Source organism: Curtobacterium sp. VKM Ac-2884, assembly GCF_015350945.1.
Classification (GTDB): Bacteria; Actinomycetota; Actinomycetes; order Actinomycetales; family Microbacteriaceae; genus Curtobacterium.
The window spans coordinates 33,984-49,190 of the sequence record NZ_JADKSA010000005.1; the positions used below are offsets into that span (position 1 = coordinate 33,984).

A 15,207-nucleotide genomic window follows, 5' to 3' on the forward strand; every position below is an offset into this window, starting at 1 on the left:
GTCCGAACGCCGAAGGAGCCGTCAGTGGCCGTCGCCGAATTCCCCCTGCCCGACGTGGGCGAAGGCCTCACCGAGGCCGAGATCGTGCAGTGGCGCGTCGCGATCGGGGACGAGATCACCGTCGACCAGGTCCTGGTCGAGATCGAGACCGCGAAGTCGCTCGTCGAGCTGCCGTCGCCGTTCGCCGGTACCGTCACCGGGCTGCTCGTGTCCGAGGGCGACACGGTCGAGGTCGGCAAGCCGATCATCCGTGTCGAGTCCGACGCGTCGGTCGCGTCCGGTGCGCCGGTCGCGGCTCCGGCAGCCCCGGCCGTCCAGTCGGGAGGCCCGGCACCGGTCGCCGACAGCGTCCCGACCTCGCCCGTGGTCGCCCCCACCCCGCCGGCAGCGCCCGCCCCGGTAGCTCCGGTCGCGCAGACCCAGCCCGCCCCCACGGTGGCCCCGGCACCCGCTGCTGCCTCTGCTCCCGTCGTCGCAGCCGCGCCCACGGCTGCCCCTGCGGCAACCGCGCAGCCCGTCGCCGACGGCGCCTCCGTCGTCGGGACGGACGAGTCCTCCGGCGCCGTCCTCGTCGGCTACGGCTCGGCGACGTCGTCGCCGTCCCGTCGCAAGCCGGGCGCCCGCCGGGCCGCAGCCCTGGCTGCCGAGGCGAGCCGTGCCTCCAGTGTGGATGCGCAAGCAGCGGCCGAAGCCGCCAGCGATCCCGGTGAGGACACCACCGCCGAGGCGATCGCCGGTCTGGCCTCCGCGCCCGCGCGCAAGCAGACCGTCGCGACCAACGTGCTCGCGAAGCCGCCGATCCGGAAGCTCGCGAAGGACCTCGGTGTCGAACTGACCGAGATCGTCGCGACCGGGTTCGCCGGCGAGGTCACCCGCGACGACGTCATCCGGCACGCGAAGCAGGCCAGCGTCTTCCGCAACATCGAGACGCCCGAGTGGGGCGAGGTGCGCAGCGAGACGATCCCGGTCAAGGGCGTCCGCAAGGCCATCGCGACCGCGATGACCACCTCGGCGTTCACCGCACCGCACGTGTCGCTGTTCGTCGACGTCGACGCGACCCACACGATGGAGTTCGTCAAGCGCCTCAAGGCGTCGCCGACGTTCGCCGGCGTCAAGGTCTCGCCGCTGCTCATCGTGGCGAAGGCCGTCATCTGGGCCGTCCGCCGCAACCGTTCGGTGAACTCGACCTGGACCGATCGCGAGATCATCGTCCACCACTTCGTGAATCTCGGCATCGCCGCGGCGACCCCGCGCGGGCTCATCGTGCCGAACATCAAGGACGCGCAGGACATGTCGCTGCTCGAACTGGCGCAGGCGCTCGAGGAACTCACCCTCACCGCCCGTGACGGCAAGACGACGCCGAAGCAGATGGCGAACGGCACCGTCTCGATCACGAACATCGGCGTGTTCGGCATGGACACCGGGACCCCGATCCTGAACCCGGGCGAGGTCGCCATCGTCGCCATGGGCACGATCAAGCCCAAGCCGTGGGTCGTCGACGGCGAGGTCCGGTCGCGCATGGTGACGACCATCGGCGCCTCGTTCGACCACCGCGTGGTGGACGGCGACGTGGCGTCGCGGTTCGTGCACGACGTGGCCTCGGTGCTCGAGGAGCCCGCGCTCCTGCTCGACTGAGTGCGTTCAGCGGCCGGCGCGTCGGTCGTTCCGCTTCGTGAGCAGAAATGGTCGGGTGGCTTCGAGCCACTCGACCATTTCTGCTCACCATCTGCGGCCTTCCGCAAACGTCGCGTGGTGTTCACACGGATGTCGGTGGTGCGGGGGATGATCGGGGCATGGTCCACCAGCTCCTGACCCCCTCGCAGGAGATCCGAACGGATCGCCTCCTGCTCACCCCGCTCACGCCGACCGACATCGACGACGTGCACGCGGTGTTCGCCGACGCCCGCACCTGGCAGCACCTGCCGAGCGGACGGCACGTCGCCCGGAGCTCGAGCGTGGACCTGGTGCAGCGGAAGATCGGTGGGCGGGCCCGACACGGGCTCGGTTCGTGGGCCGTCCGGACCGCTGCTGACCACGCGTTCGTCGGGGTCGGCGGTGTCGACATGACCGCCGGTGGGGTGTGGAACCTCGGCTACCGGTTGGCTCCCGCCGCCTGGGGGCAGGGCTTCGCGTCCGAGATCGCCCTCGCTGCCGTGCGCGCTGCTGCCGAGACCGCGCCGGACGTCCCCGTGACGGGTCGCGTGCTCACGAACAACCCCGCGTCCGCCGCGGTGCTCCGTCGTGCCGGGCTGTCACTCGTGTGGCAAGGGGCTCCCGGGGTGCAGACGTCCTCCGCCGCGGGGGTCGAGGGGCAGGTCTGGACCGACCGGCTGCTCTCCGACGAACAGTTCGCCTGGCTCGTCCGCAACGCCTGAACCCTCCCGCCGGTCCACGCGGAACGTCACGCACATTGGCGTTCCGGGGTCGACTCGCTACTGTGTTGGGAACTGGTCATGTCCGCGCATGACCACCACCCAGGACCAGCAACGGAGCACGAGGGACGCATGACGAGCCGCATCACCGAGGGTGCCGAACCGAAGCACCAGCAGTTGCGGCGCATCCTGCTCGACCTCGCTACCGCTCGCCTGGCGCCCGGGGCCGCGATCCCGTCCGAACGCCAGCTCATCGCCGAGTACGGCGTCTCACGGATCACCGTGCGCGAAGCCCTCGGGCAGCTCGTCAACGAGGGCTACCTCGAGCGCGTCCGCGGCAAGGGCACCTTCGTGGCGCACCGCCCCGTGCAGTCGACGCTGCACCTCGCGTCGTTCACCGAGGAGATGCGGGCGATGGGCCACGTCCCGACCACGGTTGTGCTGGTGCGCGAGGAACGCGTGCCGCCGAGCGACACCGTGGCGGCCCTGCGGCTCGACGCCGAGGTGTCGGCCTTCCACGTGAAGCGACTCCGGATGGCGGACGGCGCTCCGGTGTCGATCGACGACGCCTGGCTCGTGGCCGATGCGTTCCCGGGGCTGCTCGACCACGACCTGTCCGGGTCGGTGTACTCGATCATCGCGAACGAGTACGGCACCCCGATCGACCGGGCACAGCAGACGGTGGCCGCGAACCCGGCCGCCGACGACGTCGCGACGCTGCTCGGCACGAAGACCGGTGCCCCGGTGCTCGAGTTCGACCGGGTGTCGTACGCGGGGGAGCGCCCCGTGGAGCACACCCGCAGCTGGTACCGCTCGGACCGCTACCGCGTGCAGATGGAGGTCACCGCGACCCCGGCGGTCGCGTAGTCCGGCACGAACGCGAAAGCGACTGTGTGCCGCGAACAGTTCGCGGTACACAGTCGCTTCGGCGGGAAGAACCGAGACAGAGCCGGGGTGGCCCGCGTCAGACCTCGAACAGGGTGTCGCCGTCGAGCACCGAGGTGCCCACCGTGCCCTGGTCGACGGTGTCCGGCGCGGAGCCGAGCACCACGACGGGGCAGATCGGCGAGTAGCCGGCGGCCGAGATCACCGAGGGGGTGAACCGGACGACGGGGTCGCCGGCCGTGACCGTCGACCCCTCGGTGGCGAGGAGCTCGAAGCCCTCGCCCGCGAGCTTCACGGTGTCGATGCCGACGTGCACGAGGACGTCCGTGCCCGCCGAGCCCTGCAGCGCGAACGCGTGTGGGTGCAGCTTCACGATGGTGCCGTCGACCGGGGCCACCGCGGTGACCGCGCCCTCGACACCCGTCGGGTCGACGGCCACACCGGCGCCGACGAGCTGGCCGGCGAACACCGGGTCCGGTACGTCAGCGAGGGCGACGACCGGGCCGGCGAAGGGCGTGCGGACCGCCGTCACAGTTCGTCCTGGATGTCCTGCGCGAGGTTGTCGGCGACGGTGCCGACGATGACCTGCCAGCCGGTGCCACCGCCGACGACGGCCTGGGCGCCCGCAGCCTGCAGCGCGGCCTTGTCGACGAGGTCGCCGTCCTCGACCTCGACGCGGAGGCGCGTGATGCAGCCCTCGACCTCTTCGATGTTGTCGGCACCGCCGAGCGCGGCGATGATGTCGGCTGCCTTGATGTCGGCCATCGTTTCCTCCTCGTTAAGGGTTCTCGTACCAGGTTGACACGGGACCGGTCTCGGTTCAGACTACGGAACTGGTCATGACCGGACAGGACCGGACCTGGCGACACCGCCGAGGTTACCTGCGCTGGCTGCACGACTCAACTCACCCCGACAGCTCCACCCAATGACGAGAGGACCTCCGATGAGCGCCACCACTGCCACGGACGTGCCGGAGAAGAAGAAGCCGAAGAAGCAGTCCCGGCTGTTCGCCAACGCCCAGCGCCTCGGACGGAGCCTGCTCCTGCCGATCGCGGTCATGCCGGCCGCGGGCATCCTGAACCGCATCGGGCAGCCCGATCTGCTCGGCGCGATCCCGGGCTTCGAGACGGGCGCGGGGGTCATCTCGGCTGCCGGCCAGGCCATCTTCACCTGGCTGCCGCTCCTCTTCGCGGTCGGCATCGCGATCGGGTGGGCGAAGAAGTCGGACGGCACGACCGCTCTGGCCGCCGTCGTCGGCTACATGGTCATGTACCAGGTGTTCGCAGTCATGTCTCCGGTTGTGCTCGCGGGGGTCAAGGACGCGAACGGCGACCAGGCGACCATCAACTTCGGCGTCCTCGGCGGCATCGTGATGGGGCTTGTCTCGGCGGTCATGTGGGAGAAGTTCCACCGCACGAAGATGCCCGACTTCCTGGGCTTCTTCTCCGGTCGTCGCCTCGTCCCGATCCTGACCGCTGCGGCTGGTCTCGTCATCGCCGTGCTCATGGCATTCGTCTACCGCTACTTCGACATCGCGCTCACGGCAGCCGGTACCGCCGTTGCGGACAACGCCGTGATCGGTGGCGGCATCTTCGGGTTCGCGAACCGCATGCTCATCCCGATCGGCCTGCACCAGCTGCTCAACTTCTTCCCGTGGTTCCAGCTCGGCAGCTTCACGAACGCGGCCGGCGACATCGTGCACGGCGACATCCCGCGCTTCCTCGCCGGCGACCCGACCGCGGGTATCTTCCAGACCGGCTTCTTCCCGATCATGATGTTCGCGCTGCCGGCCGGTGCACTCGCGATCTGGCGCAACGCCAAGCCGCAGAACCGCAAGCTCGTCGGCGGCATCATGATCTCGGCCGCCCTCACCTCGTTCGTGACCGGCATCACCGAGCCGCTCGAGTACTCGTTCATGTTCGTGGCGTTCCCGCTGTACGTCATCCACGCGGTGCTCACCGGGACCTCGCTGGCGCTGGTCAACGCCCTCGGCATCCACGACGGGTTCTCGTTCTCGGCCGGTGCGATCGACTACGTGCTGAACTTCGGCAAGGCGGACGGGGCGATCTGGCTCATCCCGATCGGCCTCGGCTACGCGGTCGTGTACTACTTCCTGTTCAGTTTCGTGATCAAGAAGTGGAACCTCCGCACCCCCGGGCGTGAAGAGGACACGATCGCCGAGAACACGATCGACGCGGCCACCAAGCCGTAACCCCCGCCCGACCAGGGAGACAGATCGCGCGTAGGAGGCCCGAAGTTGGGGCCTCCTACGCGCGAAACGTCTTCCTACGGGCGGAACGACCCACTGGCTGATACCGGTTTTGACAATCGTTATCAGCAAGCGCTACCGTCGGAGCATGCACAACCGCCTCCTCGCCCTCCCGCTCGTCGCCGGCGCCGCCGCGCTCGCCCTGACGGGCTGCGCGACCTCCTCGGCCTCGGGCGACGCCAGCAGCGACGGGAAGATCGCCGTCGTCGCCTCGACCAACGTCTACGGCTCGATCGTCCAGTCGATCGGTGGCGACCAGGTGTCGGTCACGAGCATCCTGAACGACCCCTCGCAGGACCCGCACTCGTTCGAGTCGAGCGCCCGCACCCAGCTCGCGGTGTCGAAGGCCGACCTGCTCATCGAGAACGGCGGCGGGTACGACGACTTCATGACCACGCTCGCCGACGCCTCGGACACGAAGGCCGACACCATCAACGTGGTGAAGCTCTCCGGCTTGGACAAGGGCGGCGACGCCGAGTTCAACGAGCACGTGTTCTACAGCTACCCGACGATGGTGAAGCTCGTCGACGACGTCACGAAGCGCCTGTCCGCGCTCGATGCGGGCGACGAGGCCACGTTCGAGAAGAACGCCGACGCGCTCACGACGAAGCTCGACGACCTCGAGTCCCAGACCGCCGACCTGAAGAAGACGTACGACGGCGAGAAGGTGGCGTACACCGAGCCGGTTCCGGGCTACCTCTTCGACGCGATCGGTCTCGACAACGTCACCCCCGAAGCGTTCTCCGAGGCGATCGAGGAGGGCGACGACGTCCCGCCGGCAGCCCTCAAGGACACCCTCGCGCTGTTCAGTGGCAAGAGCGTGGAGCTGCTCGCCTACAACGACCAGACCTCGAGCGCCGAGACCGAACAGGTCAAGAAGGCCGCCGACCAGAACGACGTCCCGGTGGTCGGTGTCACGGAGACGCTCCCCAAGGGGCAGGATTACGTCTCGTGGCAGCAGGCGAACATCGACGCGGTGCAGGCGGCGCTCCAGAAGTGACGACCTCGACCGCAGCAGCGACGACCGACAGCCCGGCGACCACCTCGGTGGACGACCGGGCTGCGGCCCGTCCGGTCCTGGCCCTGCGCGACGCCGGGCTGTCCTTCGGTGAACGGAAGCTCTGGGGACACCTGGACCTGGACATCGCGCCGGGGGAGTTCGTCGCGGTCCTCGGCCCGAACGGCGCCGGCAAGACCTCGCTCCTGCGCACGGTGCTCGGGCAGCAGCGCCTGACGAGCGGCACGATGTCGTTCCTCGGCCAGCCCGTCCGTCGTGGACACCGGAAGATCGGCTACATCCCGCAGCAGCGGCTCATGGAAGCCGGCACCCCCCTGCGCGCGCGGGACATGATCGCGCAGGGCGTGACGGGGCACCGGTGGGGCGTCCTGCCGACGTCGAAGGCCGACCGCGCCCGCATCGACCGCATCCTCGACGAGGTCGGCGCCACCGCGTTCGCAGACGCCCCGGTGGCCGAGCTGTCCGGCGGCGAGCAGCAGCGCACCCGCGTCGGTCAGGCCATCGCCGCCGACCCGGCACTACTGCTGTGCGACGAACCCCTCATCTCGCTCGACCTGCGGCACCAGCGCGGCGTCACCGAGCTCATCGACCGGCAGCGTCGGCAGCACGATGCCGCCGTGCTCTTCGTGACGCACGACGTGAACCCGATCCTCGACGTCGTCGACCGGGTCCTGTACATCGCCGGCGGCCGGTTCCGGATCGGATCCCCGGACGACGTCCTGCGCGCCGACGTCCTGAGCGACCTGTACGGCACCCCCGTCGACGTCGTCCGCACGATGGGCCGCATCGTCATCGTCGGCGCGAACGACGCGCACGACCACCACCACGGCGAGGTCGACCCGCACGTCCCGGCGTCGGACGAAGGGCGGATCTGATGGACGTCCTGTCGACGGTCTTCTCGTTCCAGGACTACGGCGAGCTCGTGACCCTGGTGCAGAACTCGATCTGGGCCGGCGCGGTGCTCGGCATCGTCGGCGGGCTCATCGGCCCGTTCGTCGTGGCCCGGAACATGCCCTTCGCGGTGCACGGCATCTCGGAGCTGTCCTTCGCCGGCGCGAGCGCGTCCCTGCTGCTCGGCGTCAACGTCGTCACGGGCTCGCTCGTCGGGTCGGTGATCGCGGCGCTGCTCATCGGGGTGCTCGGCTCGAGAGCGCGCGACCGCAACTCGATCATCGCCGTGCTCATGCCGTTCGGCCTCGGGCTCGGCATCCTGTGCCTGGCGCTCTACAAGGGGCGTGCGGCCAACAAGTTCGGGCTGCTCACCGGTCAGATCGTGTCGGTGGACAACCCCCAGCTGACGTTCCTCATCGTCATCGCCGCCATCGTGGTCGCGACCCTGCTCGTCATCTGGCGGCCGCTGATGTTCGCGTCGGTCGACCCCGACGTGGCCGCGGCCGCCGGCATCCCGGTGCGGACGCTCGCGATCGTGTTCATGCTCGTCCTCGGCCTGGCCACCGCGGTGTCGGTGCAGATCGTCGGCGCCCTGCTCGTGCTGTCGCTGCTCGTCACCCCGGCCGCTGCGGCACTGCGGCTCAGCTCGCACCCGGTCGTGGTGCCGGTGCTGTCCACGGTGTTCGCCGTGGTGTCGGTCGTCGGTGGCATCCTGCTGGCCCTCGGCGGCGGACTGCCGATCAGCCCCTACGTGACGACCATCTCGTTCGCGATCTGGGTGGTCTGCCGGATCGTCGGGGCCAGGCGCGACCGCCGTGGACGCGACCGGGTCGTCCGCCGCGACCAGCGTGGCGGGGGCGCACCGGGCCTCCCGTCCGGAACGAACGGAACCGGAACCGGAACGAACGGAACCGGAACCGGAACCGGAACCGGAACGTCAGCCGAAACGAAGGTGGGTGCACCAGCATGAACGCCGTGCAGAAGGTCAAGCGGAACACGTGGCAGCGCGAAGCGGTGCGCGGCGCCCTCGACTCCACCGAGGGGTTCGTCAGCGCGCAGGCGCTGCACCAGCACCTGCGTGACGAGGGCTCGACGATCGGCCTCGCCACCGTCTACCGGGCGCTCGCCGACCTGGCGACCGAGGGCGACGCCGACTCGTTGCAGCAGGACGGCGAATCGCTGTACCGGGCCTGCACGACGGACGCGCACCACCACCACCTGATCTGCCGGAACTGCGGCCGGACCGTCGAGATCGAGGCGGACCCCGTCGAGCAGTGGGCGCAGGACGTCGCCGCCGCGAACGGGTTCACGAACGCCAGCCACGTCGTCGACATCTTCGGCGAGTGCGCGGTGTGCACGGCATCTGCCGCCGCAGCCGGACCGCGGACCGGCGACGCCGCCGGCGAGTAGCGTCCGGGCCATGCACGTCATCCTGGTCCCCGGGTTCTGGCTCGATGCGAGCGCGTGGGACGACGTCGCCCCGGTGCTGCTGCAGGCGGGCCACACGGTCGAGGCGATCACCCGCGACGGCGACACGCTCGACGAGCAGGTCGCGGCGCTCGTGGAGCGCCTGGACGACGTCGCCAGCCCGGACGAGCCCGTCGTGCTGGCCGGACACTCCGGTGCCGGACCGATCGCGTACATGGCCGCCGACCAGCGGCCCTCGCTCGTCGCGCACCTGCTCTACGTCGACACGTTCCCCGGTCCCGCCGGCGGCTGCGTGAACGACGAACTGCCCGTCGTCGACGGTGTGGTGCCGCTGCCGTCGTGGGACGTCTGGGAGCCGGCCACGGTGCGCGGGATGACGCCCGCGTTGCGGGAGTCCTTCGAGCACCGCGCGATCCCGGAGCCGGCCGCCGTGCCGTCCGACCGGTTCCACTACGCCGACGCCGCCCGGCACACGATCCCGGCGACGGTGATCACCTGCGAGATCCCGGCGACCGAGCTCGCGACGATGGTGGCCGACCACCAGACCTGGGCCGCGGAACTCGTCGCGACCGAGGAGCTCAGCATCGTCGGACTCGAGACCGGACACTGGCCGATGTTCACGGCGCCGCGCGAACTCGGCGAGCTCATGGCGCGTGCGCTTGCGACACGCCCGGAGCTCGCGTAGGCTCTTCCCTTGGTCCTCCACGTCCGCGTGGTGGACCCGTTGTTCCAAGCCCTCCGACCGTCGCGAACGCCGCGGTCGCGTGGTGTCCGTTCCCCCTTCGACAGGGGCTGCGGGCCTGGGCGGTGTGCACAACCCCCTCGCCTGCACCACTCCGGTGGTCCTGCGCGTGCGCACCAGGCAAGTGAACTTGGGTGCGGCCGTCCGGTCGCACGGTACCTCAGGAGGAAACCATGGCAGCAGTGTGCCAGGTGACCGGCGCCGTTCCCGGCTTCGGTCACAACATCTCGCACTCGCACCGCCGGACGAAGCGCCGCTTCGACCCGAACGTGCAGAAGAAGACGTACTACGTGCCGTCGCTGCGTCGCAACGTGACGCTCAACGTCAGCGCTAAGGGCATCAAGGTCATCGACGCACGGGGCATCGAGTCCGTCGTCAAGGACGTCCTCGCCCGTGGGGAGAAGATCTGATGGCGAAAAAGGGTCAGGACATCCGTCCGATCATCAAGCTCCGCTCGACGGCGGGCACCGGGTTCACGTACGTGACCAAGAAGAACCGTCGGAACAACCCCGACCGTCTCGTGCTGAAGAAGTACGACCCGGTGATCCGCAAGCACGTCGACTTCCGTGAGGAGCGCTAAGCATGGCGAAGAAGAGCAAGATCGCGAAGAACAACCAGCGTGCCGTCATCATCGCGCGCTACGCCGAGCGTCGTCTCGAGCTGAAGAAGGCCCTCGTGGACCCGAACGGCTCCGACGAGTCGCGTGAGGCCGCTCGCGTGGGCCTGCAGAAGCTGCCCCGCGACGCATCCCCGATCCGCTACCGCAACCGCGACGCGATCGACGGCCGCCCCCGTGGCCACCTGGGTGAGTTCGGCATCAGCCGTGTCCGCTTCCGCGACATGGCCCACCGTGGAGAGCTCCCCGGCATCACGAAGAGCTCCTGGTAAGCACTCGCAGCACCGCACGCCCCGTCACCTCCTGGTGGCGGGGCGTTCGCTGTGTCCGGGGTACAAGGGCGCCTCAGTGGTCACATCTGCCCCGCTGGACCCGCGACAAGCCCGGAAATCCGGGCGAGTCGGCTGAATTCGTCCGATGTGGCTGGTAGGTTCAACTCCGGTTCCGCCGGGCCCTCGGCCCACTGGCACCGTGGCACGGGGCAACCGCTCCGGGCGCCGGACGGCACGTCCGTCCGACCGATACTGCAAGAAGTCCGAGGAGGACATCCAATGGCTGACAAGTCACTGAACCGCACCGAGCTCGTCGCTGCCGTCGCCGCCGAGTCCGGCCAGAGCCAGGCCACCGTCAACGGCGTCGTCGACGCGCTCTTCAGCGTCGTCTCGTCGTCCGTCGCGGACGGCACGAAGGTCACGATCCCCGGTTGGATCGCCTTCGAGAAGACGCACCGCGCCGCCCGCACCGGCCGCAACCCGCAGACGGGTGAGGCCATCGAGATCGCCGCGAGCGACTCGGTCAAGGTCAGCGCCGGCTCGAAGCTCAAGGCTGCGGTCAAGTAAGACTGTTCCGCGCATCGGGAGGGACGGCTTCGGCCGTCCCTTTCGTCGTTCCCGGGGTGCGTTCGGTGCGTCGGGTCGCGTTAGTCCTGTCGCGTCGACCGGGAGGCCCGTGCCGGTTCCCACAGGTCGGCCCGGCCGGTTCGGTGGCCGGGTGGGCACCGCCTAGGCTTGACGGGTGAATCGGATCGCGCGCACCGCCGGTCCCGCCGTGCTCCTGCTCGTCGGGTTCGTGGCGCTGCTCACGGCACTCGTCATCGGCGGTGGTGCGAACGCAGCGCTGATCGCGGACCCCGGTGCCCTGGTCCGGTTCGGTCTGCCGATCTCCCGGTTGGTCGTGGACCTGTCCGCCGCCGCGACGATCGGCGGCCTCGCGCTGGCCACCGTCGGACTCTCGCGCTCCGGTCCGGAGTGGAACCGCGCCATCGACGTCGCGGCCGCCGCCAGCGGGCTCTGGACGGTGTCGTCCGCGGTCACCACCTTCTTCACGTTCCTGAGCGTCGCCGGCTCGAAGATCAGCATCGACGAGCAGTTCGGTCAGTCGATGGGCGTGTTCCTCACCGGCACGGACCTCGGGCTCGCCTGGCTCGTGACGGTGCTCGTCGCCGCCGCCGTCACGGTGCTCTGCTTCGCCGTCCGCTCCCGGGGCATGGTCGCCCTGACCGCCGGTGTCTCGATGATCGGCCTCATCCCGCTCGCACAGCAGGGCCACGCCGCCGGCACCGCGAGCCACGACGCCGCCGTGACCGCCCTCGGCCTGCACCTGGTCGGCGCCGCGCTCTGGGTCGGTGGCCTGACTTTGCTCGTGCTCCTGCGCGGCGTGCTGCCCGGTGACCGCCTGGCCGTGGTCGTGGCGCGGTACTCGAGCATCGCGCTCGGGTGCTTCGTGCTCGTGGCGGTGTCGGGTGTCGCCTCGGCGCAGATCCGCGTGGGTGCCCTGTCGAACCTGTTCACGCCGTACGGCACCCTCGTGCTGGTCAAGATCGGCGCGATCGTCGCCATCGGGGTCCTCGGTGCCGTGCAGCGTCGGCGTGCGATCCGCTCCCTGACCGAGGCGCCGGCACGGCACCGCCCGTTCTGGACCCTGATCGTGGTCGAGCTCGCCGTGATGGGCGTCGCATCGGGCTTCGCCGCGGCGCTCGGACGCACGGCCACGCCGGTCGACCAGATCGCGCTGAGCAAGACGACCGACCCGAGCCCCGCCGAGCTGCTCACCGACGACCTGCTGCCCCATGCGCCCGGGGCCTGGGGGTGGCTGACGCAGTGGAACATCGACCTGTTCTGGCTGATGGCCGCCGTGCTGCTCGCCGCGACGTACGCGGCCGGTGTCGTGCGCCTGCGCCGCGCGGGGGTCCACTGGCCGGTGCGCCGTTCGGTGGCGGCGGCCCTCGCGATCATCTCGCTCGTGGTCGCGACGTCCGGTTCGCTGCACCAGTACGACCGGTTCCTGGTGTCGGCGAACGTCGGCGCGCACGTGCTGCTCGGCCTGGTGGTGCCGGCGCTGGTGTGGGCGGCGGCTCCGGTCGTGCTCATCCGGGCCGCGGTGCACCCGCGCGACGATGACAGCACCGGCGTGCGCGAGTGGACCGGTGTGTTGGTCGACAACGCCGCGGTCCGCTACCTGGTGCAGCCCTTCCCGGCGTTCCTGTTCGCCGCAGCAGTGTGGTGGGCGTACTTCGCCACCGACGCCGTCCGCTGGTCGGTGAGCGACTCCACGGGGCGCACGGTCATCGACGTGGGCTTCCTGCTCGTCGGGCTCCTGGCGATGCCGACGCTGTTCACCCCGATCGCGGTCGGCCAGCAGCACCCGACCCGCGGTGCGGCGGCCGTGCGGATCGTCGGGGCCGCGGTCGTCGCCGTCGGAGCGGTGTCGCTCGGCGTCGCGATGCGCGGGCCGCTCGGGCTCCTGCAGGCGTCGTGGTTCGGGGCGATGGGGCGGACGTGGGGCCCCGATCCGCTCGTCGACCAGGCCCGTGGTGGGCTCGTGCTCGTGGCCGCCGGGGTGCTGCTCCTGGTGGCGGTCGTCGTGGTGGTGCTCGTGCAGCTGCGGCGCGCTGCCTCCCCGGCTCGCACGCTCGGAGCAGACGCGCGCACCCTCGAGCAGGACGCACGATGAGCGTCGAGCTCAGCGACGAGCAGCGGGCCGTCTTCGAGTACATCGAGCACACCCGCGACCACGTCTTCATCACCGGTCGTGCCGGCACGGGCAAGTCGACCCTGCTCAACCACCTCTCGTGGAACACCGAGAAGCAGGTCGTGATCTGCGCACCGACCGGGGTCGCAGCCCTGAACGTCGGTGGCCAGACGATCCACTCGTTGTTCCGCCTGCCGATCGGCCTCATAGCCGATGCCGAGCTGCGCCAGGGACCGGACACCCGCAAGCTCCTGAACACCATCGACACCCTGGTCATCGACGAGGTCTCGATGGTGAACGCCGACCTGCTCGACGGGATGGACCGCTCGCTCCGCAAGGCCCGCGGGCGGCAGTTCGAGGCGTTCGGCGGAGTGCAGGTGGTCATGTTCGGCGACCCGTACCAGTTGCCGCCGGTCCCGGGCGGTGCCGACGAACGCGCCTACTTCACCGACCACTACCGGTCGATGTGGTTCTTCGACGCCAAGGTCTGGCTCGAGGCGAAGCTGAACATCATCGAGCTCGCCACCGTGCACCGCCAGCGCGACGACGCCTTCGCCGCCATGCTCACGGCGGTGCGGCACGGCCGGGTGACCGCCGAGATCGCCGACCAGCTGAACACCGCGGGCGCACGGCCCTCGCCCGACGACGCCATCACCCTCGCCACCCGGAACGACACCGTCGCGCGCATCAACAAGGCGGCGCTCGAACGGTTGCCCGGCAAGGTGAAGACCGCGAAGGCCGACGTCAACGGTGACTTCGGCGGGCGGAACTTCCCGGCCGACGAAGCCCTCGAGCTCAAGCCCGGCGCGCACGTGATGTTCCTGCGCAACGACGCCGACCAGCGGTGGGTGAACGGGACGCTCGGCATCGTCACGGCCATCCGCGACACGGTCTGGGTCGACGTCGACGGAGAGTCCTTCGAGGTCCAGCCGTCGGTGTGGGAGAAGTTCAAGTACTCCTACGACGCCGACAAGAAGGAACTCAAGAAGGACACCGTCGGTGAGTTCCAGCAGTTCCCGTTGCGGCTCGCCTGGGCGGTGACGATCCACAAGTCGCAGGGCAGCACCTACGACCGCGCGGTGGTCGACCTGGGCAACCGGGTGTTCAGCGCCGGACAGACCTACGTCGCGCTGTCACGCCTGACCTCGCTCGAGGGGCTGTACCTGACCCGGCCCCTGCGGCCGCAGGACATCATCGTCGACACGGACGTCCGACGCTTCATGTCCGAGGCGCCACGCATCGTCGCGACGGCACTCGAAGCCCGGAAGCCGAAACCGGACGACGACTCCGACGACGACGCCTGACGCACCCGCGCCCCGCACCCACGACGACGCCCGCCTGCCGGAGCGGCAGACGGGCGTCGGGGATCGTGTCAGAGCGTCAGGCGCGAGCCGCCGCACGCAGCGCGCGGAGGTTCTCCTTGTCGGCACCGAGCGCCGTCAGCAGCAGGATGACACCGACGATGGCGTGGAACACGTTGTCAGTGGTGTTCAGCGCGAAGATGTTCGCCGAGGTGTTGACGAAGACGAAGCCGTAGACGGCCAACACGACGAGCACGGCACCGACGACCAGGTTGCCGTTCCGCGAACCGATGGTGGTGCCGAGCCCGGTGATGAGCAGCACCGCGGCGAGCAGCACCCAGATGAGGGCGAGCGGCGGGTTGACCCCGAAGGCGTTCCAGAGCATCCCGCCCTGGCGGCTGAAGAAGCCGGGGTCGCCGTCGGCGGCGAAGAAGAAGCCCAGGATGCCCCAGAGTGCGAGGACGCCACCGACCGTCAGGGCGAGCCCGCGGTTCGGTGAGGCGGTGATGCCCGGTTCCTTGATGGCCACTTCGGTCTCCTCCTCGTACACTGCCGACGCGACGTGCGTCAGTCCGGCGGTGCCCGCCGGACTGCGCGGCGCGGCACTGAGCGGCACAGCGCGGGATCCGCGGGTGACGGCCGCGCGGTTCCCAGCCTCCGGCCGGTGAGCCAACGGTATCGTGTCCGACCCCGACCGTCCGAATCGCAGCGCCGT

At 70.0% G+C, this 15,207-nt stretch carries 18 protein-coding genes; 15 read left to right on the forward strand and 3 right to left on the reverse strand.

Features of this window, described 5'->3' with window-relative positions; all coding sequences use genetic code 11:
- Positions 1 to 24 precede the first annotated feature (24 nt).
- From ITJ60_RS14015 to ITJ60_RS14025, 3 genes are all read left to right on the forward strand, one after another.
- Positions 25 to 1,635, forward strand: a complete 1,611-nt coding sequence (locus ITJ60_RS14015; RefSeq protein ID WP_194648360.1) for a dihydrolipoamide acetyltransferase family protein — start codon at positions 25 to 27, stop codon at positions 1,633 to 1,635.
- A 158-nt stretch (positions 1,636 to 1,793) separates the two neighbouring features.
- On the forward strand, positions 1,794 to 2,375 hold the full coding sequence (locus ITJ60_RS14020; protein WP_194648361.1) for a GNAT family N-acetyltransferase: 582 nt from the start codon (positions 1,794 to 1,796) through the stop codon (positions 2,373 to 2,375).
- A 129-nt stretch (positions 2,376 to 2,504) separates the two neighbouring features.
- The gene (locus ITJ60_RS14025) at positions 2,505 to 3,239 is read left to right on the forward strand and encodes a GntR family transcriptional regulator (RefSeq protein WP_123293453.1); all 735 of its coding nucleotides are present in this window, start codon (positions 2,505 to 2,507) and stop codon (positions 3,237 to 3,239) included.
- 97 nt (positions 3,240 to 3,336) lie between these two features.
- Here ITJ60_RS14025 and ITJ60_RS14030 read toward each other — a convergent pair whose 3' ends face one another.
- Both ITJ60_RS14030 and ITJ60_RS14035 read right to left on the reverse strand, forming a co-directional pair.
- Positions 3,337 to 3,789 (reverse strand): PTS sugar transporter subunit IIA, encoded by a 453-nt coding sequence (locus ITJ60_RS14030; RefSeq protein ID WP_194648362.1) that lies wholly within the window; start codon positions 3,787 to 3,789, stop codon positions 3,337 to 3,339.
- Positions 3,786 to 4,022 (reverse strand): PTS transporter subunit EIIB, encoded by a 237-nt coding sequence (locus ITJ60_RS14035; protein ID WP_071253138.1) that lies wholly within the window; start codon positions 4,020 to 4,022, stop codon positions 3,786 to 3,788. Before ITJ60_RS14035 ends, ITJ60_RS14030 begins: the two co-directional genes overlap by 4 nt.
- A gap of 178 nt (positions 4,023 to 4,200) precedes the next feature.
- Here ITJ60_RS14035 and ITJ60_RS14040 point away from each other — a divergent pair, with 178 nt between their 5' ends.
- From ITJ60_RS14040 to ITJ60_RS14095, 12 genes are all read left to right on the forward strand, one after another.
- Positions 4,201 to 5,469, forward strand: coding sequence for a PTS transporter subunit EIIC (locus tag ITJ60_RS14040; RefSeq protein WP_133937539.1), 1,269 nt, complete (start codon positions 4,201 to 4,203; stop codon positions 5,467 to 5,469).
- Positions 5,470 to 5,614: 145 nt separating this feature from the next.
- Positions 5,615 to 6,526: a metal ABC transporter solute-binding protein, Zn/Mn family gene (locus tag ITJ60_RS14045; protein WP_194648363.1), complete on the forward strand. Its 912-nt coding sequence runs from the start codon at positions 5,615 to 5,617 to the stop codon at positions 6,524 to 6,526.
- A gap of 47 nt (positions 6,527 to 6,573) precedes the next feature.
- On the forward strand, positions 6,574 to 7,419 hold the full coding sequence (locus ITJ60_RS14050; protein WP_194648598.1) for a metal ABC transporter ATP-binding protein: 846 nt from the start codon (positions 6,574 to 6,576) through the stop codon (positions 7,417 to 7,419).
- Positions 7,419 to 8,405: a metal ABC transporter permease gene (locus tag ITJ60_RS14055; protein ID WP_194648364.1), complete on the forward strand. Its 987-nt coding sequence runs from the start codon at positions 7,419 to 7,421 to the stop codon at positions 8,403 to 8,405. The genes ITJ60_RS14050 and ITJ60_RS14055 overlap by 1 nt, the downstream gene beginning before the upstream one ends.
- Positions 8,402 to 8,845 carry a Fur family transcriptional regulator gene (locus ITJ60_RS14060; RefSeq protein WP_194648365.1) on the forward strand — a complete coding sequence of 148 codons (444 nt, stop codon included), beginning with the start codon at positions 8,402 to 8,404 and terminating at the stop codon, positions 8,843 to 8,845. Before ITJ60_RS14055 ends, ITJ60_RS14060 begins: the two co-directional genes overlap by 4 nt.
- A gap of 10 nt (positions 8,846 to 8,855) precedes the next feature.
- Complete coding sequence (locus ITJ60_RS14065) at positions 8,856 to 9,548, forward strand: alpha/beta fold hydrolase (RefSeq protein ID WP_194648366.1); 693 nt, start codon at positions 8,856 to 8,858, stop codon at positions 9,546 to 9,548.
- A gap of 230 nt (positions 9,549 to 9,778) precedes the next feature.
- A complete protein-coding gene (rpmB, locus tag ITJ60_RS14070) occupies positions 9,779 to 10,015 on the forward strand; it encodes a 50S ribosomal protein L28 (RefSeq protein WP_111085377.1) in 237 nt (78 codons plus the stop codon).
- Positions 10,015 to 10,185 (forward strand): 50S ribosomal protein L33, encoded by a 171-nt coding sequence (gene rpmG / locus ITJ60_RS14075; RefSeq protein ID WP_017886456.1) that lies wholly within the window; start codon positions 10,015 to 10,017, stop codon positions 10,183 to 10,185. The genes rpmB and rpmG overlap by 1 nt, the downstream gene beginning before the upstream one ends.
- A gap of 2 nt (positions 10,186 to 10,187) precedes the next feature.
- Positions 10,188 to 10,493 (forward strand): 30S ribosomal protein S14, encoded by a 306-nt coding sequence (rpsN, locus tag ITJ60_RS14080; protein ID WP_111085378.1) that lies wholly within the window; start codon positions 10,188 to 10,190, stop codon positions 10,491 to 10,493.
- 279 nt (positions 10,494 to 10,772) lie between these two features.
- The gene (locus tag ITJ60_RS14085) at positions 10,773 to 11,060 is read left to right on the forward strand and encodes an HU family DNA-binding protein (RefSeq protein WP_111085379.1); all 288 of its coding nucleotides are present in this window, start codon (positions 10,773 to 10,775) and stop codon (positions 11,058 to 11,060) included.
- 175 nt (positions 11,061 to 11,235) lie between these two features.
- Positions 11,236 to 13,173 (forward strand): cytochrome c oxidase assembly protein, encoded by a 1,938-nt coding sequence (locus ITJ60_RS14090; protein ID WP_194648367.1) that lies wholly within the window; start codon positions 11,236 to 11,238, stop codon positions 13,171 to 13,173.
- A complete protein-coding gene (locus ITJ60_RS14095; protein WP_194648368.1) occupies positions 13,170 to 14,495 on the forward strand; it encodes an ATP-dependent DNA helicase in 1,326 nt (441 codons plus the stop codon). Before ITJ60_RS14090 ends, ITJ60_RS14095 begins: the two co-directional genes overlap by 4 nt.
- A gap of 76 nt (positions 14,496 to 14,571) precedes the next feature.
- Here the strand turns inward: ITJ60_RS14095 and ITJ60_RS14100 are convergent, their stop codons facing one another.
- Positions 14,572 to 15,021, reverse strand: a complete 450-nt coding sequence (locus ITJ60_RS14100; protein ID WP_165901145.1) for a DUF4383 domain-containing protein — start codon at positions 15,019 to 15,021, stop codon at positions 14,572 to 14,574.
- Positions 15,022 to 15,207 lie beyond the last annotated feature (186 nt).